13 protein-coding genes and 1 pseudogene are annotated in these 17,860 nt (G+C 60.7%); 6 read left to right on the plus strand and 8 right to left on the minus strand.

Annotation, left to right across the window (positions count from 1 at the left end; translation table 11 throughout):
• Positions 1–108 precede the first annotated feature (108 nt).
• Positions 109–3,801, minus strand: a complete 3,693-nt coding sequence (metH, locus tag UIB01_RS10650; RefSeq protein WP_038659945.1) for a methionine synthase — start codon at positions 3,799–3,801, stop codon at positions 109–111.
• A gap of 162 nt (positions 3,802–3,963) precedes the next feature.
• On the opposite strand from metH, the gene UIB01_RS10655 reads away from it, so the two are divergent.
• From UIB01_RS10655 to UIB01_RS10670, 4 genes are all read left to right on the plus strand, one after another.
• Positions 3,964–6,240: a fatty acid cis/trans isomerase gene (locus UIB01_RS10655; protein ID WP_038659949.1), complete on the plus strand. Its 2,277-nt coding sequence runs from the start codon at positions 3,964–3,966 to the stop codon at positions 6,238–6,240.
• 118 nt (positions 6,241–6,358) lie between these two features.
• Positions 6,359–6,943: a Fe-S biogenesis protein NfuA gene (gene nfuA / locus UIB01_RS10660; RefSeq protein ID WP_003300421.1), complete on the plus strand. Its 585-nt coding sequence runs from the start codon at positions 6,359–6,361 to the stop codon at positions 6,941–6,943.
• A gap of 152 nt (positions 6,944–7,095) precedes the next feature.
• Positions 7,096–8,079, plus strand: a complete 984-nt coding sequence (locus UIB01_RS10665) for a response regulator (protein ID WP_038659951.1) — start codon at positions 7,096–7,098, stop codon at positions 8,077–8,079.
• Between the two features lie 2 nt (positions 8,080–8,081).
• Positions 8,082–9,038 (plus strand): sensor domain-containing diguanylate cyclase, encoded by a 957-nt coding sequence (locus UIB01_RS10670; protein ID WP_038659954.1) that lies wholly within the window; start codon positions 8,082–8,084, stop codon positions 9,036–9,038.
• 22 nt (positions 9,039–9,060) lie between these two features.
• Here UIB01_RS10670 and UIB01_RS10675 read toward each other — a convergent pair whose 3' ends face one another.
• The 6 genes from UIB01_RS10675 to UIB01_RS10695 all read right to left on the minus strand — a co-directional run bounded on the left by UIB01_RS10675 (position 9,061) and on the right by UIB01_RS10695 (position 14,014).
• Complete coding sequence (locus UIB01_RS10675; protein WP_051605074.1) at positions 9,061–10,170, minus strand: DNA topoisomerase IB; 1,110 nt, start codon at positions 10,168–10,170, stop codon at positions 9,061–9,063.
• A gap of 58 nt (positions 10,171–10,228) precedes the next feature.
• Positions 10,229–10,393, minus strand: a complete 165-nt coding sequence (locus UIB01_RS23240; protein WP_165362478.1) for a hypothetical protein — start codon at positions 10,391–10,393, stop codon at positions 10,229–10,231.
• A gap of 105 nt (positions 10,394–10,498) precedes the next feature.
• The gene (locus tag UIB01_RS10680; RefSeq protein WP_038659957.1) at positions 10,499–11,191 is read right to left on the minus strand and encodes a DUF421 domain-containing protein; all 693 of its coding nucleotides are present in this window, start codon (positions 11,189–11,191) and stop codon (positions 10,499–10,501) included.
• A 100-nt stretch (positions 11,192–11,291) separates the two neighbouring features.
• A complete protein-coding gene (locus UIB01_RS10685; RefSeq protein ID WP_038659960.1) occupies positions 11,292–11,573 on the minus strand; it encodes a hypothetical protein in 282 nt (93 codons plus the stop codon).
• 141 nt (positions 11,574–11,714) lie between these two features.
• On the minus strand, positions 11,715–11,984 hold the full coding sequence (locus UIB01_RS10690) for a hypothetical protein (protein ID WP_038659962.1): 270 nt from the start codon (positions 11,982–11,984) through the stop codon (positions 11,715–11,717).
• Between the two features lie 395 nt (positions 11,985–12,379).
• A complete protein-coding gene (locus UIB01_RS10695) occupies positions 12,380–14,014 on the minus strand; it encodes a methyl-accepting chemotaxis protein (protein WP_038659965.1) in 1,635 nt (544 codons plus the stop codon).
• Between the two features lie 260 nt (positions 14,015–14,274).
• Between UIB01_RS10695 and UIB01_RS10700 the strand changes: the two genes are divergently transcribed.
• Together UIB01_RS10700 and UIB01_RS10705 are read left to right on the plus strand one after the other, a co-directional pair.
• Complete coding sequence (locus UIB01_RS10700) at positions 14,275–15,105, plus strand: undecaprenyl-diphosphate phosphatase (protein WP_038659968.1); 831 nt, start codon at positions 14,275–14,277, stop codon at positions 15,103–15,105.
• 91 nt (positions 15,106–15,196) lie between these two features.
• Positions 15,197–16,157: pseudogene (locus UIB01_RS10705) on the plus strand (alpha/beta fold hydrolase).
• A gap of 109 nt (positions 16,158–16,266) precedes the next feature.
• On the opposite strand, the gene UIB01_RS10710 reads toward UIB01_RS10705, so the two are convergent.
• On the minus strand, positions 16,267–17,856 hold the full coding sequence (locus tag UIB01_RS10710) for an ABC-F family ATPase (protein WP_038659971.1): 1,590 nt from the start codon (positions 17,854–17,856) through the stop codon (positions 16,267–16,269).
• Between the last annotated feature and the right edge of the window lie 4 nt (positions 17,857–17,860).

The raw sequence follows: 17,860 nt of genomic DNA on the forward strand, positions 1-17,860 counted from the left end.
TCCTATTCGTCTGTGGCGATCCGGTGCACGCCGTGCATCCAGGCGATTGCCGTGGCCGCACACTGGTTTGCCGCGCTTGCCCTTGCCGGAAGAGCGCGGCATCTGCAGTCAGTTGTCGTAGCCCAGGTTCGGCATCAGCCAGCGTTCGCTGACGGCGATGTCTTCGCCCTTGCGCCGGCTGTAGCTTTCTACCTGATCCTTGTCGATCTTGCCGACGGCAAAGTATTGCGCCTCCGGATGGGCGAAGTACCAGCCGCTGACCGCTGCGGTCGGCAGCATGGCGTAGTGCTCGGTGAGGGTGACCTGGCTGATGCCGTCGGCATCCAGCAGCTGGAACAGCGTGCCTTTCTCGGTATGGTCCGGGCAGGCTGGGTAGCCGGGGGCAGGGCGGATGCCCTTGTACTGCTCGCGGATCAGCTCCTCGTTGCTCAGCTGCTCATCCTTGGCGTAGCCCCAATATTGCTTGCGCACCTGCTCGTGCAGCCATTCGGCGCAGGCCTCGGCAAGACGGTCGGCGAGCGCCTTGACCATGATCGAGTTGTAATCGTCGCCCTTGTCCTGATAGGCCTTGGCCAACTCCTCGGCGCCGATGCCGGCGGTGCAGATGAAGCCGCCTACATAGTCGGTGATGCCGCTGTCCTTCGGTGCGACGAAATCGGCCAGGGACAGGTTCGGCTTGGCATCCGGCTTGATGATCTGTTGGCGCAGGTGATGCAAGGTGGCCAGCTTCTCGCCATTGTCGCCGTAGACTTCCAAGTCATCGTCCTGCACCTGGTTGGCCGGCCAGAAGCCGAACACGGCACGGGCGCGGATCAGCTTCTCGTCGATCAGCTTGCTCAGCATGGCCTGGGCATCGCTGAACAGTGCGGTGGCTGCTTCGCCGACCACTTCGTCCTCGAGAATGCGCGGATACTTGCCGGCCAGGTCCCAGGCGATGAAGAACGGCGTCCAGTCGATGTACTCGGCCAGCGTGCGCAGGTCGATATCTTCCAGCAACTGGCGGCCGGTAAAGCTCGGCTTGACCGGCGTGTAGCTGGCCCAGTCGAACTGCGGCTTGTTGGCGACGGCCTGGGCATAGCTCAGGCGCTCGGTGCGTGCACTGCGGTTGGCGGTGCGCTCGCGGATCATGGCGTACTCTTCGCGGGTCTTCTCGACGAAGGCCGGCTTGAGCTCCTTGGACAGCAACGTAGTAGCGACACCCACCGCGCGGGAGGCGTCGGTGACGTAGACCACCGCATCGTTGTGGTACTGCGGGTCGATCTTCACCGCGGTATGTGCCTTGGACGTGGTGGCGCCACCGATCATCAACGGCAGGCTGAAGCCCTGGCGCTGCATTTCCTTGGCGACGTGGACCATCTCGTCCAGTGACGGCGTGATCAGGCCGGAGAGGCCGATGATGTCGCACTTCTCGGCGATGGCGGTCTGCAGGATCTTCTCCGCCGGCACCATCACGCCCATGTCGACAACGTCGTAACCGTTACAGCCGAGCACCACGCCGACGATGTTCTTGCCGATGTCGTGTACGTCGCCCTTGACGGTCGCCATGAGGATCTTGCCCTTGGCTTCCGGCTTGTCGCCCTTTTCCGCCTCGATGAAGGGGATCAGGTGTGCCACGGCCTGCTTCATCACGCGGGCGGACTTGACCACCTGGGGCAGGAACATCTTGCCCGCGCCGAACAGATCGCCCACCACGTTCATGCCGCTCATCAGCGGGCCTTCGATCACCTCGATGGGGCGTGCGCACTGCTGGCGGCACTCCTCGGTGTCCTCCACGATGAAGGCCGTGATGCCCTTGACCAGCGCGTGCTCAAGGCGCTTGTCCACCGGCAGATTGCGCCATTCCTCGGTCTCGGCTTCCTTGACCGAGCCATCGCCCTTGTACTTGTCGGCGAGCTCCAGCAAGCCTTCGGTGCCGTTGGCGCTGCGGTTGAGTACCACGTCCTCGACCGCATCGCGCAGCTCCTTGGGAATCTCGTCGTAGATCTCCAGCTGGCCGGCGTTGACGATGCCCATGGTCAGGCCCGCCTTGATCGCATGGAACAGGAATACCGAGTGGATCGCTTCGCGCACTGGGTTGTTGCCGCGGAAGGAGAAAGACACGTTGGATACGCCGCCCGAGGTCAGCGCGTAGGGCAGGTTGTCGCGAATGAAGGCGCAGGCTTCGATGAAGTCGACCGCGTAGTTGTTGTGCTCCTCGATGCCGGTGGCGATGGCGAAGATGTTCGGGTCGAAAATGATGTCTTCCGGCGGAAAGCCCACTTCGTTGACCAGAATGTCGTAGCTGCGCTGGCAGATTTCGCGCTTGCGTGCGGCGGTATCGGCCTGGCCGGCTTCGTCGAACGCCATCACCACCACGGCGGCGCCATAGCGCTTGCACAGGTGGGCGTGCTGCTTGAACTGCTCGACGCCTTCCTTCATCGAGATCGAGTTGACGATGCCCTTGCCCTGGATGCACTTGAGGCCTGCCTCGATCACTTCCCACTTCGAGGAGTCGATCATGATCGGCACGCGGGAGATGTCCGGCTCGCCGGCGATCAGGTTGAGGAAGGTGACCATGGCCGCCTTCGAGTCCAGCATGCCCTCGTCCATGTTGATGTCGATCACCTGGGCGCCGGCTTCGACCTGCTGCAGGGCGACTTCCAGCGCCTCGGTGTAGTTTTCCTCGCGGATCAGGCGGGCGAACTTGGCGGAACCGGTGATATTGGTGCGCTCGCCGACGTTGACGAACAGCGAGCTGCGGTCGATGGTGAACGGCTCCAGGCCCGACAGCCGGCAGGCCTTGGGAATGTCCGGAATCACGCGCGGCGAGTATTTGCTGACGGCCTCGGCAATCGCCTGGATGTGGGCCGGCGTGGTGCCGCAGCAGCCGCCGATGATGTTGAGAAAGCCGGAAGCGGCGAACTCCTCGACCACCGCAGCCATTTCTGCCGGGCTTTCGTCGTACTCGCCGAAAGCGTTTGGCAGGCCGGCGTTGGGGTGCGCAGAAACGAAAGTGTCGGCCTTGCTGGACAGTTCTTCCAGATACGGGCGCAGGTCCTTGGCGCCGAGGGCGCAGTTCAGGCCAACGGAGATCGGCTTGGCGTGACGCACCGAGTTCCAGAACGCCTCTGTGGTTTGCCCGGACAGGGTACGGCCGGAGGCGTCGGTGATGGTGCCGGAGATCATGATCGGCAGCTCGACGCCTTCATCCTCGAACACCTGTTGCACGGCAAAGATGGCCGCTTTGGCGTTCAGTGTGTCGAAGATCGTTTCGATCAGAATCAGGTCGGCACCGCCCTCGATCAGGCCGCGCGTCGCTTCGACGTAGTTCTCCACCAGCAGATCGAAGGTGACGTTGCGATAGCCGGGGTTGTTGACGTCCGGGGAGATCGAGCAGGTGCGGCTGGTCGGGCCGAGCACGCCGGCAACAAAGCGCGGACGGTCCGGCGTCTCGGCGGTCTTGGCGTCCGCCACTTCACGGGCCAGGCGCGCACCTTCGACGTTCAGTTCGTAGACCAGCTCTTCCATACCGTAGTCGGCCTGAGAGACGCGAGTCGCGTTGAAGGTGTTGGTCTCGAGGATGTCGGCGCCAGCGTCGAGATAAGCCTTCTCGATGGCCTGAATGACGTCCGGGCGGCTGAGCAGCAGCAGGTCGTTATTGCCTTTGACGTCCTGCGCCCAGTCGGCGAAGCGCGTGCCACGGTAGTCCTCTTCTTCCAGCTTGTAGCTTTGGATCATGGTTCCCATGCCGCCGTCGAGGATCAGGATGCGCTCCTGGAGCGCTTGATGGAGTGCCTGAAGACGGGAGCTGCGAGTGGACATGAGGACTACCTGAAAAAAGCGAAAACAGAGAGCGCGAATGATAGCAAAGCTGCATGCTTTTTTAGCTTCTGCGCTTTTGCATGAAGATTATTCAGGTTGAGCCAGCAAGCGGCGGCCGCCTCAGGCGCATAGAATGCGGGCTCACTTCAAGGCGTTTGATTCATGTCCCTCCGTTTCTGGCTTGGCTGCGTCCTGCTACTGGTTGGCGGGGCGGTACAGGCCGAAGCTATTTCTTACCAACGCGACATTCAACCGATCTTCACGGCCAAATGCGTTGCCTGTCATGCCTGTTATGACTCGCCCTGCCAGCTCAATCTCGGCAGCGGCGAGGGAGCGTCCCGCGGCGGGCACAAACTGCCGGTCTACAACGGCGTTCGGGTCAAGGCGCAGCAGCCGACCCGGCTGTTTCTCGATGCCGATGGCGATGCCGCCTGGCGACGCAAGGGGTTCCATTCGGTGCTCAGTGCCGAGGGTGATCAGGCGGCGCTGATGGCGCGAATGCTGGAGCTGGGCCGCAGCCAGCCGCTGACGCCCAACACCAAGCTACCACTGGGTCTGGAGATCGGCATCGGTCGGGAGAACAGCTGCCCACTCCCAGGTGAATTCGATGCCTATGCACGCAAGACGTCCCATGGCGGCATGCCCTTCGCCGTCACCGGGCTGAGCGATAACGAATATGCCATTGTGCAGCGCTGGCTGGAGCAGGGCGCGCCGGTTGAGCATCGGCAGCTGTTTCCCTCGCCGGCAGAGACGTCCCAGATTGCCGAATGGGAACGTCTGCTCAACACACCTGGCGCCCGCGGTAGTCTGGTCGGGCGCTGGCTGTATGAGCACCTCTTTATTGCGCACCTGTACTTCGAAGGCGGCGAGAGCGGTCACTTCTATCAGCTGGTGCGCTCGCGCACGCCCAGTGGCGAGCCGGTCGACCCCATCGCGACGCGGCGCCCCAACGACGATCCGGGTACTCGTTTCAGCTATCGATTACGGCCGATTCCCGACGTGATCGTGCACAAGACCCACATCACTTATCCGTTGAGTGCGGCCAAGCTGGCACGAGTCAAGTCGCTCTTCTTCGAAAGTGACTGGGCGGTAGATACCATTCCCGGTTACGGCGCCGATCACCGCGCCAATCCATTCAAGACCTTCCAGGCGATCCCCGCCGAGGCCCGCTACCAGTTCATGCTGGACAACGCGGAGTATTTCGTTCGCACGTTCATTCGCGGACCGGTGTGTCGCGGACAGATCGCAACCGACGTGATTCGCGACCACTTCTGGGTGTTCTTTCAGGACCCTCAGCACGACTTGTACGTGACGGACCGCCGCTACCGCGAGCAGACAACACCGTTGCTGGCGATGCCGGGACAGTTCGATGAGATGGGCAACCTGTTGGCGTTCTGGAAGACTTACCGCGTGAAACGCAACCAGTACGAGCAGTTGCGCACGCAGGCCTACGCCAACAAACCTGCGCAGTGGAAACAGATCTGGTCCGGCAATGACAACGCCATGCTCAGCATCTTCCGCCAGCATGACAGCGCCTCGGTGCGCAAGGGGCTCATCGGGGAGATTCCGCAGACGCTCTGGTGGATGGACTATCCGCTGCTTGAGCGCACCTATTACCAGCTGGTGGTCAACTTCGACGTGTTCGGCAATGTCTCCCATCAGGGGCAGACGCGTCTTTACTTCGACCTGATCCGCAATGGCGCGGAGCTGAATTTCCTGCGGTTGCTGCCGGCTGCGTCCCGGCAGGCGATCCTGAATGGTTGGTACGAGCAAGGCGGGCAGCTGAAATTGCTGCTGGCCTATACCTCTATAGACAGTTCGACACCTTCGCTGCTCGACCTCGGCAAGGCCGACGCCAAACAAGCGTTTGCCCGGCAGATGCTGGCGAGGTATGCCGGCGTAAATGCGACAGCTGATCCGATCAATCGCTGCCAGGGCAGCCATTGCTATCGCCCAGATCAGCCCGCGCCGCTGCAACGAGCCGAACAGGCACTCAGTCGCCTGACCAACCGGCTTGCTGCCGGCTTGCCGGTTATCCAGCAGCTGCCGGAGGCCACGCTGCTGCGTGTCGAGTACGATGGTGGCCGGCGTGAGATTTACAGCCTGCTGCGCAACCGGGCCCACAGCAATGTTGCCTTCATGTATGGCGAATCGCTGCGCTGGCAGCCGAGGCTGGACACCTTGACGGTCTATCCAGGCATTCTGAGCAGTTATCCGAACTTCCTGTTCACTATGAGCGCGACGGACGTGCCAGCATTCGTCACGAAGTTGGAGCAGGTGAGGGAGAGCCGTGACTTCGAGCGCCTGGTGGAGCGCTGGGGCGTGCGCCGCAGCCATCCGCATTTCTGGGATTACTTCAACGATCTGACCGGCTACCTCGAAGAAACCGAGCCGCTGGAAGCAGGCGTGCTGGATATGAATCGCTACGAAAACCTCTGATCCGCGCGAGCGGCAAGTGCGGCTGGAACTCGGCCACGTTTAACCCGACTAAAATACTAGGACTTAACCGCGGCAGTGGTTTGGCGTACACTGCGGCGCATGTCTGCGAGGAGTTCCTATGAGCGCGATCACCATTACCGAAGCTGCACACGATTATCTGGCCGATTTGCTCGAGAAGCAGAACACTACCGGCATCGGCATTCGCATCTTCATTACCCAGCCGGGCACCCCGTATGCTGAAACCTGCATCGCCTACTGCAAGCCGGGCGAGGAGAAACCAGACGACATCGCACTGGCGCTGAAGAGCTTTACCGCCTGGATCGATGGCACCAGCGAGCCCTTCCTCGAGGATGCCTTGGTCGACTACGCGACCGACCGCATGGGTGGCCAGCTGACCATCAAGGCGCCGAATGCCAAGGTGCCAATGGTCAACGAAGACAGCCCGATGAACGAGCGTATCAATTATTACCTGCAGACCGAGATCAATCCGGGCCTGGCCAGCCATGGCGGGCAGGTCACTCTGATCGATGTGGTCGAGGAGGGCATCGCAGTGTTGCAGTTCGGCGGCGGTTGCCAGGGCTGTGGGCAGGCGGATGTCACGCTCAAGGAGGGCATCGAGAAGACGCTGTTGGCCCGTATTCCGGAACTCAAGGGCGTACGCGACGTGACCGATCACACCAATCGTGAGAACGCCTATTACTGATCCCGGCACAGCCCGGCGGAGCAGCACCGTCGGGCCGTTCGGCAGTTTTTAAGGCGAAATGCCACTATTTTGCCTTCATGATGCGCACAGCGCGTCATTCCTGCGATAAGCTCTCGTGTCAAGGTTGATCGGGCAACGAGAGCTCGTACCACATGTCTGTCATTTCCCTGCTGATCTGCGATGACTCCGCCCTGGCGCGCAAGCAGCTTCTGCAAGCGCTGCCTGCTGGCTGGCCAGTCGACGTCAGCCAGGCGGCCACTGGCCTCGAAGCGCTGGAGCGGATTCGCGAGGGCGGCGTCGACGTCCTGCTGCTTGATCTCACCATGCCGGAGCTGGATGGTTATCAGGTGCTCGCGCAACTGCGCGAAGAGCAGCTGCAGTGCAAGACGATTGTGATTTCTGCCGACATTCAGGATGAGGCCGTGCGGCGCGTCCTGGCTCTCGGCGCGCTGGCCTTCATCAAGAAGCCCGCCGACCCGGTGCATTTACACCAGACGCTGGCTAGCCTTGGCCTGCTGGATGATGTCTCGCCTCTGATCGCTAGGGTCGAAGGGGAGCAGATCGGCTTCCGCGATACCTTTCGCGAAGTGGTCAACATCGCCATGGGCAGAGCTGCGGCGCTGCTGGCGCGCGTGCTGGGTGTGTTCATCCAGTTGCCGATTCCTAACGTCAATATTCTAGAAGTCGGCGAGCTGCATATGGCGCTGGCCGATGCCGCCCGCGGCGAGAAGTTGACCGCCGTCTGCCAGGGCTACATCGGCGGCGGTATCGCAGGCGAGGCGCTGCTGCTGTTCCATGACTCCGAAGTGGCCGACATGGCGCGTCTGATGCGACGGCAGGATTACCTGGAGATGGAGATGCTCCTGGATCTGTCGAGCGTGCTGATCAGCGCATGTCTCAGTGGAATTGCCGAGCAGATCGAAGTGGTGTTTTCGCAGGGGCATCCGCAAGTGCTGGGGCAGCATGCATCGATCGAAGAACTGATAAGACTCAATAGCGCCCGATGGAAGAAGACCCTGGCAGTGGAAATCAGCTACAGCCTTGAAGGGCACGATATCCACTTTGACCTGTTGCTGTTGTTCACGGAAGATTCGGTCGAGCTGCTGACGCGCAAGCTCGCCCACCTGATGGATTGAGCATGAGCAATTCTGCCGAGTTGAACGAGCTTCACTGGTTACTGGCGATCGTCCAGAGCATCGACGTGGGTGTCGTGGTGCTGGACCGCGACTATCGTGTCGAGGTCTGGAACACCTTCATGGAGAACCGGTCCGGGTTGCACCCCGACAAGGCACGTGGCGTTACCTTCTTCACCCTCTTTCCCGAAGTGGATGAAGACTGGTTTCGACGCAAAGTGGAAAGCGTGATGACCCTCGGCACGCCGTCATTCACGATTTGGGAGCAGCGGCCGTACTTGCTGCGCTTCAAGAACTACCAGCCGATCACCGGTCTGGAAGATTTCATGTATCAGAACACCACGCTGCTACCCCTCAAAGGCACCAGCGGCAGCATTGACCAGGTGTGCCTGATTATCTATGACGTCACCGACGTAGCCGTGAACCGACGCCAGCTCCAGGCCGCCAACGCCGAGTTGCAGCGCCTGTCCAGCACTGACCGCCTCACCGGGCTCTACAATCGCGGGCACTGGGAAGAAATGCTGCGCCTGGAATACGCTCGCCATCGGCGTTACGACAGTCAGGCCGCGCTGGTCATGTTCGACATCGACCATTTCAAGGCGATCAATGACAGCTATGGCCATCAGGCGGGGGATGGCGTAATTCAGCAGGTGGCCGATCTGATCCGGGAGAATCTGCGCGACTCGGATGTAGCCGGGCGCTACGGTGGCGAGGAGTTCGTGGTGCTGTTGCCGGATACCGACAAGCAAGGTGCTTTGATATTTGCCGAGCGGCTGCGGCAGGCGGTCGAACTACGCGAAATCCGCCACGAGCAGCACCGCATCCGCTTCACGATCAGCCTGGGTGTAGCCGATCTCAGCGTTCCTACCAGCAGCCATGCCCAATTGATCGAATGGGCGGACTCGGGGCTTTACGCATCGAAAGCCGGTGGGCGCAATCGCGTTACGCTGTATCAACACTGAAGATGCTGCGCCCCGTGCTGTGTCACGCCTGATCGGTCTGCTGCGCACGCAGAAAATTTAGCAAGGCGACCTCTTCGGCACTCAGCCATTTGCGCTTGCGCGCCGCCCGTAGCTCGGCCAGATCGCCCGCTCCAAATGCTTGCAGGATCGCCGGATGGATATAGCACTGACGGCAAACCGCCGGGGTATTGCCCAGCTGCTGGGCGACCTGTTTGACTGTATCGACAAGATTCTGTTTCGCGACGCTTTCCGGGGCAGCGTCCAGCTTGCGTAGCCTTTCCAGGGCCAGAGCACTACCGGCCCAAGTGCGGTAGTCCTTGGCAGTGAAATCACGGCCAGTCATCTCGCGAAGATAGAGATTCACGTCCCCGGAACTGACGGCGCGGCGCTGGCCATCGCCGTCCAGATACTGAAAGAGTTGCTGGCCCGGCAGCTCCATGCAGCGTCGCATGAGTCTCGCCAAGCGGCGGTCACGCAGGGTCACCTGGTGTTCCACACCGCTCTTGCCGCGGAAATGAAAGCGGATCGAGGTGCCGCGGATGTCCACGTGCCGCGTGCGTAGGGTGGTCAGGCCATAGGATCGATTGTCTCGCGCATAGCGTGAATTGCCTATGCGGATCAGTGTTGATTCGAGCAGCATGACGACCAGTGCCATGACCTTTTGACGTGGCATTCCAGGCAGCGCGAGATGCTTTTCCAGATTGCGGCGTAGGTCCGGCAATGCCTCGCCGAATTCGAGCATCCGTTCGTACTTGTCGCTGTCGCGGATTTCACGCCAGCGGGTGTGGTAACGATACTGTTTGCGCCCACGCGCATCACGTCCGGTGGCCTGCAAATGCCCCTGAGGGTCGGGGCAGATCCATACGTCACGATAAGCCGGCGGTATTACCAGCTTGTTGATGCGCCTTATCTCGTCTTCGTTGCGAATCCGCTCGCCGTTCGGCTCGAAGTAGACAAATTTCCCACGCTGAACCTTACGGCTGATGCCTGGCTGCGAGTCGTCGACGTAATGCAGATCCGGCGGCAGGGTCGGGCAAAGCAGGGTGCCGGTGTCGCCGGTTTCGTCGACGGGAACGGGGCGGGTGCCTTCGGCGAGCGGTGGAGGTTCATCCATCAAGCTATCGTTGCGCATGTATGACGGTTCCCGTACGACCTCGCCGGCTACCCGCCGACGAGGCACTCGGATGGGCTCAGTTGTCCTTTTCGTCGCTGTTGCGCATCAACAAGCGAATGGCTGCGACCAATTCATCCACGGCTTCACGATAGAGCTCAGGTTTGGCCTCGGTTTCCGCCTGGTCGGCATGTTTGCGCGCGGTTTCGAGGTGGTCGTTGATCGATGAGTAGTCGCCAAGCATGGTGTGCTCCTGCTGCTGAATCGGAGGAAGATGGTGGCCAGAAACGTTTGCTTCTGCCGCCTCTAACAACTGACCGGCAACCTGCGTAGCGGTTCGTACCGTGTATCAGCGTGACCTGAGCGTAGAAAGCGCCTTCGACCAGCTGGGGTTGGAGCATCTGGGGCAATGCTGTTTCTGCTGGCTCTCCAGAGCCTGCGGAAAACCGCAGCGACTGCAGGCGTACATCCCGGCAGCGGGAACCTGGTGGAATACCGGCCGATACTCTGGTGGGAGGACGGACAGCCCAGGACGTACCGCGTCCGGCTCATGGAAAAACAGGCTGACATTGCCGTCGTTTTCCAGAATGCCGAGCCTGACCTGCCCGAGATGTTCGACGCCTTGCTGGCGCAGCTCCATGAAGAACTCGTCGGCGGAGATATTCAGGCCATCGAGACTGCGAAGCTCATAGATGCCGTCGCGGATGATGGTGACCGGCTTGCCTTCCAGCCAGACGCCAAAGCGCGGGCTGCGGTTCATGAAGAACACTGTCAGGCGGTACAGCGCTAACAGTGTGGCGAATACTGCCGCCACGGGGAGCAACGGCACATCGTCATAGAAGGAAACGTCGCCCGCGGCCGATCCGAGAGTCAGGATGATCACCAGTTCAAACACCGATAGCTGGCGAATACCGCGGCGACCGCTGACCTTGAGGAAGACAAACACGGCCATGAAAGCCAGCAGGGCCCGCAGTGCGACCTCCGCGACGAACATCAACGGAAATTCGTGCAGAAGCATGCGCTGCAAGTCAAAGGGAGTCATGTCGGTTCATCCTTCGGATAGCGCTGGCGGGAACGCAACTGAGCGTGTGTGTATGGCTGAACCCAGAGCGCACGTCTGGGCAGGGCAGTTCGTTGTCGATTCAGCCGGCCGCTGCTACTTCGAACTCCAGATCGATGCCGTCACCCGTGCCATCACCCACCACCGAGCCGACCACTGGCTTGGGCACTACGCCTCGGCCTTCATAGAGCTCGTTCAGATGCCGCAGTGCGACTTCGTTGATGTGGTCGATCAAACCGGGCATCTGAGCGTCTCGCGGCACGATGAAATGCAGTTTGACGGTATGGGCGTCAGGCCCCTGTGGGAGGTCGGCGAGACCACAGCTGTGCCATTGATCGTTGACGTATGCTTCTGCACCTTTCATGAGCTTCTCCTGTTTCGCTTGTTGATGTTGTGACCCTCAAACAGGCGAATGGATCAGTCCGCGGCTTGCTGTAGGAAAACGCGGAGCATGAAAAAAGGCCTGGAGCTCGCCGCTGCAGGCCTTTGTTCAAGCAGCCCATGGTTACTCGGGCATGTGCCACGGCGAGAAGTGAGCGCCGTCGCGGCTCAGCTGTTCGCGGGTTTGTTCCAGGGTCTCGCCGAGCTTTACCGGGTCGGTGAAGACGCTGCTGGACATTTTGCAGCGGCCGAGCAGGCGAGCTTCGTCGCGGTCGACGACGGTGATGCTGACTTCGCCATTACCTTCGGGAAGTGTCCAGGCGACGCACTGGAATGGTTTGAATGCGCGATCGGTGATCAGAAGGGCTTCGTTGATACGCAGCGGTGTGTGCATGGGGCATGTCTCTCTGTGTGATACCCAAAATACCTGCAGCCAAGCTCGTTGGCATTGGTCTTACATTGCAGTTGATGTACCCAGAGGACTGGCAAGTCACATGCGAGTTCGAAAAAGTTTGACGGCCTTTGCAATTAGCCAAAGGTATAAGCTTGACGCTCAGATGGCCGAAGGGCGAAGTGTGAAGCTAAACCTCTGTAAATGCTGGGGAAAATGAACTGCGGGTGACGTGGGGTGACGAGCAGGGCGCGCACGCGTCCATTTTTACTGCGACAACCTGTCGCGAGGAGAAATTGCTGGCTTGAGCGATGCCTGCTTCGCCCCGGTGCGGCGGGGAACGTTTACCGCCTCATCGTGGAGCCTGCGGTCCGTCAGATGCGGACCGCAGGCCGATATCAGACCCTGAACTGGCTGAGCAGGCGGTTCAGCTGGTTGGCGAGTTCGCCAAGGCGCTTGCCAGCTTCGCTGGACTGCTCTGCCGCGAGCGTACTCTCCTGCGCCAGCCCAGCCGCCTGCGTTACGTTCTGGTTGATGTCTTCGACCACGTGGGACTGTTGCAGCGTGGCGCTGGCAATCGAGGCGTTCAGCCCGGAAAGGTTACGCAGGGCCTGCGCGATCTCGCCAAGGCTTTCGCCCGCCTGACTGGCCTGCTCCACGGTGAGCTGGGAAGCACGATTGCTTTCCATGATGACGTTGACCGCAGCACCGGAATTTTTCTGCAGGCGCTCGATCATGCTGTGAATCTCTGCAGTTGATTGCTGGGTGCGCTGCGCCAGCAGGCGAACTTCATCGGCTACTACCGCGAAGCCACGACCCTGTTCGCCGGCACGGGCAGCTTCGATTGCGGCATTGAGTGCGAGCAGGTTGGTCTGTTCGGCGATCGAGCCGATCACCTCCAGTACCGAACCGATCTTCGTGGTTTCATCAGCCAGCGACTGAATAACGTCGACAGCCTGGCCGATGGTCGCTGAAAGCTCGTCGATCTGTTGCAGGCTCGTTTCGATATTGCGCTGGCCCTGGCCCGCTTGATTCTCCGCGCTACCCACCTCGCTGGAGGCGTGTTCTGCGTTCTTTGCCACTTCCTGCACGGCGTAGGTGACTTCGTTGATGGCCGTGGCTACCTGTTCCATTTGCAGCATTTGTTGCTGGCTCTGCTCGTGGGCCTGACCGGACAGCTGGCTGAGCGAGCGAGAGGAATGGTCCAGCGCCCCAGCAGTTTCGAACAACTGGCCAACGACGGTGCGCAGCTTTTGCGTGAATTGATTGAAATCACGGCCGAGGGCAGTCAATTCGTCGTTGCCGGATACGTCCAGCGTGCGGGTCAGGTCGGCCTCACCACTCGCGATATTCGCCATTGCAGCCATGGTGTGGCGAAGGGGGCGCACGATGCTACGGATCAGGATCGCCACCAGCACGGCCATGATCGCCGAGATAAACAGACCTATCAGGGAGAAACGAGTCAGGTAGTTCCAGAATTCCTGCTCGACGTCATCTACGTAGATGCCTGAGCCGATGATCCAGCCCCAGGGCTTGAACAGCTGCACGTAGGAGATCTTCGGCACAGGGTCTTCTTCGCCGGGCTTGGCCCACATGTAGTCGACCAGGCCAGCCCCGTCGCGCTGGGCGATCTTGACCATCTCGTTGAACAGTTCCTTGCCTTCCGGGTCCTTGATCTTCGATAGATCCTGGCCGTCGAGCTTCGGCTGCATTGGATGCATGATCATGGTCGGGCCCAGATCGTTGATCCAGAAATAGTCCTGGCCGTCGTAGCGCAGCAGGCGAACCTGTTCGATGGCCGCCTGCTGAGCCTCGGCTGTACTCATGGCGCCGCTGGTTTCCAGCTTGCGGTAGTGCTCGAAAACACCGGAGGCCGCCTCAACTACGTTCCGTGTTGCCTCTTGCTTGCCGCGATACAAGTCGGAGCGGACTTGCTGAATCATCAGCACGCCGAGAATGAACAGCATGACGATGGCGACCACGGGGATCAGCCAAAGGCGCTTGCTGATAGGAACATTTCGCAGCAGATTCATGGATAGGGCTCCAGGTGGTGTTTCTTATCGTTCTTTATCGCTGGTCGGTGGTAGGGCAGTTCACCCCGACCTCTTCGTACCGGTCGTGCCACGGCACTCTGTATAGCTTTTCGGCCGGGCGTGGCTAAAAATGAGCGCCTTTTTCGTCTGCCGTGGAATTTAGTTCGCTTGAACAAGTCAGAACAGCCGGCCAGATGGCTTTCTGACATATACCTTGGTTGCATTGAGCCGCGATGGACTGCATCGCTTTAGGGGAATAGATGGATGTTTGGGTTGCGATTCAGGCGCTGATTTTGGGTGTGGTGGAGGGTGTAACCGAGTTTCTGCCGGTTTCCAGCACGGGCCACCAGATCATCGTTGCGGATCTGATAGGTTTTGGTGGCGAGCGGGCGCTGGCCTTCAACATCATCATTCAGCTGGGCGCGATTCTCGCGGTGATATGGGAATACCGGCGCAAGATCATCGACGTAGTTGTGGGTCTGCCCAAGGAGCGTCAGGCGCAGAAATTCACGATCAATCTGTTGATCGCTTTCATGCCGGCAGTAGTGCTCGGCGTCGCCTTTGCCGACCTGATCCACGAGTATCTGTTCAACCCCATCACCGTCGCCACTGCTCTGGTGCTGGGCGGCATCGTCATGCTCTGGGCCGAGCGGCGCGATCACGCGATTCGCGCCGAGACTGTCGACGACATGAACTGGTCGCTGGCATTGAAAGTTGGCTTCGCCCAGTGCCTGGCGCTGGTGCCTGGTACATCGCGTTCGGGATCGACCATCATCGGCGGATTGCTGTTTGGGCTGTCGCGCAAGGCGGCGACTGAGTTCTCCTTCTTCCTGGCCATGCCAACCATGGTGGGCGCGGCGGTGTACTCGGGCTACAAGTACCGCGACCTGTTTCAGCCTGGTGATTTTGCGGTGTTCGCCATCGGCTTCGTTACCTCATTCATCTTCGCGATGCTTGCGGTGCGGGCGTTGCTCAAGTTCATCGGCAACCACAGCTACGCGGCGTTCGCCTGGTACCGGATCGGCTTTGGCCTGCTGATTCTGGCCACCTGGCAACTCGGTCTAATCGACTGGACCAGCGTCCAGGCCTGATCCACCGGATCGATGGCTTTGCCTTCGTTTGGGTGATGGCGCGCACAGGCGCGCCTGGCTTTGCCATAGTGGATCTCCAGCAGGAGGCCACATGACCGCTACCGCCGAACATTTCCAGCTTGACCTGAACGGTATCTCTCTCAGCGCTGTATAGCGCCGGCCCGGAACAGGGCAGGCCGGTGTGGCTCCTGCATGGCTTTCCCGAGTGCTGGTATTCATGGCGCAATCAGATCGATTCGCTCGTGGCGGCTGGTTATCGCGTGTTCGTCCCGGAGATGCGCGGCTACGGGCGCAGCAGTGCGCCGGCTGAGGTTGCCGCCTATGACGTGCTGACGCTGTGCGGCGATATTCGGGCGGCCATGGATCACTTCGGTCATCGGCAGGCCGCGCTGGTAGGGCATGACTGGGGTGCGATGGTCGCCTGGTATCTCGCGTTGCTGGAGCCGGAGCGGGTCACTACGCTGGTGACCATGTCGGTGCCGTTCGCGGGAAGACCGCGGCGGCCTGCGACCGAGATCATGCGCGAGGCCAGCGGTGATCGTTTTAACTACATCCTCTATTTCCAGCAGTCCGGTCGCGCCGAGCGTGAGCTGGATGCAGATGTCGATCGTACTCTGCGCCTGCTGATGTACTACCAGGAGCGAAACCTGCTGCTGCAGGAAAAGTCAGCCGACGGCACGCTGTTTGAAAACGACATGCAGGCGGGCCCGTTGCCCGAGTGGTGCTCCGAAGACGACTTCGCCGTATATCGGCAGGCCTTTGCTAAGCAAGGCTTTCGCGGCGCACTGAACTGGTATCGCAACTTCGAACGCAACTGGCAGGTCACCGCGCCACTGCAGGGGCGCAAGATCACCCAGCCGACCATGTTTCTGATCGGCGACCACGATCCGGTAGGCGAGCTTGAGGCCTATACGCTGAAGATGATGCCGGAGTGGGTACCGGACCTGGAGCAGCACCTGCTGGCGCCGTGCGGCCACTGGATTCAGAACGAGCAGGCGGAGCGGGTAAACGCGTTGCTGCTGGATTTTCTGGCGCGGCGCTTTGTGGGCTGATGCGAGGGGCCTGCTGCTCTGGTTGAGCGCTTTCTCATCCACCGGGCCGGCGCCCAGCGGATGAAGCGGCAACAGCGGCCGGCAAGGCCGCTTCATCAATCGCAGAAGGTCAGACGATTACGCCCTGGCTGCGCAGGTAGTCATCGTAGCTGCCGCTGAAGTCGGTCACGCCGTTTTCGGAAAGTTCGATGATGCGGGTCGCCAGCGAGCTGACGAACTCACGGTCGTGGCTGACGAAGATCAGCGTGCCCGGGTAGTTCTCCAGTGCCAGGTTGAGTGCCTCGATGGATTCCATGTCGAGGTGGTTGGTCGGTTCGTCCATCACCAGCACGTTGGGCTTCTGCAGAATCAGCTTGCCGAACAGCATGCGACCCTGCTCGCCACCGGAGATGACCTTCACCGACTTGAGTATCTCGTCATTGGAGAACAGCATGCGGCCGAGGGTGCCGCGCACCAGCTGCTCGCCGCCCTGGGTCCACTGACCCATCCAGTCGAACAGGCTGACGTCGTCCTCGAAGTCGTGGGCGTGGTCCTGGGCGTAATAGCCGTAGTCGGCGCTTTCGGTCCACTTGACGCTACCGCTGTCCGGAGTCAGCTCGCCGACCAGGGTGCGCAGCAGGGTGGTTTTGCCGATACCGTTCGGACCGATGATCGCCACGCGCTCGCCGGCCTCGACGGTGAAGCTGAAGTTCTTGAACAGCTCCTTGTCGTCGAACGCCTTGGACAGACGCTCCACGGTCACCGCCTGGCGGTGCAGCTTCTTGGTCTGCTCGAAGCGGATGAACGGGCTGATACGGCTGGACGGCTTGACCTCGGCCAGCTGGATCTTGTCGATCTGCTTGGCGCGGCTGGTGGCCTGCTTGGCCTTGGAGGCGTTCGCCGAGAAGCGGCTGACGAAGGTCTGCAGTTCGGCGATCTGTGCCTTTTTCTTGGCGTTGTCCGACAGCAGCTGCTCGCGCGACTGGGTCGCGGCGGTCATGTACTCGTCGTAGTTGCCCGGGAACAGGCGCAGCTCGCCGTAGTCCAGGTCGGCCATGTGGGTGCAGACCGAGTTGAGGAAGTGGCGGTCGTGGGAGATGATGATCATGGTGCTGTTACGCGCCGTCAGAATCGTTTCCAGCCAGCGGATGGTGTTGATGTCCAGGTGGTTGGTCGGTTCGTCCAGCAGCAGCACATCTGGATCGGAGAACAGCGCCTGGGCCAGCAGCACACGCAGCTTCCAGCCGGGAGCGACTTCGCTCATCGGGCCAAAGTGCTGCTCCAGCGGAATACCCAGGCCAAGCAGCAGTTCACCGGCACGGGATTCGGCGGTGTAGCCATCCATCTCTGCGAACTCACCTTCGAGCTCGCCTACCTTCATGCCGTCCTCTTCGCTCATCTCCGGTAGCGAGTAGATGCGGTCGCGCTCAGCCTTGACCTTCCACAGGTCCTCATGGCCCATGATCACCGTGTCGATGACGTTGAATTCTTCGTAGGCGAACTGATCCTGGCGCAGCTTGCCCAGCCGCACGTTCGGTTCGAGCATCACCTGACCTGCAGATGGCTCCAGATCGCCGCCGAGAATCTTCATGAAAGTCGACTTGCCGCAGCCATTGGCGCCGATCAGGCCATAGCGGTTGCCACCGCCGAATTTGACGGAAACGTTTTCGAACAGCGGCTTGGCACCGAACTGCATGGTGATGTTGGCGGTGGAGATCAAGGGC

It is taken from the genome of Stutzerimonas decontaminans (genome assembly GCF_000661915.1).
GTDB lineage: Bacteria > Pseudomonadota > Gammaproteobacteria > Pseudomonadales > Pseudomonadaceae > Stutzerimonas > Stutzerimonas decontaminans.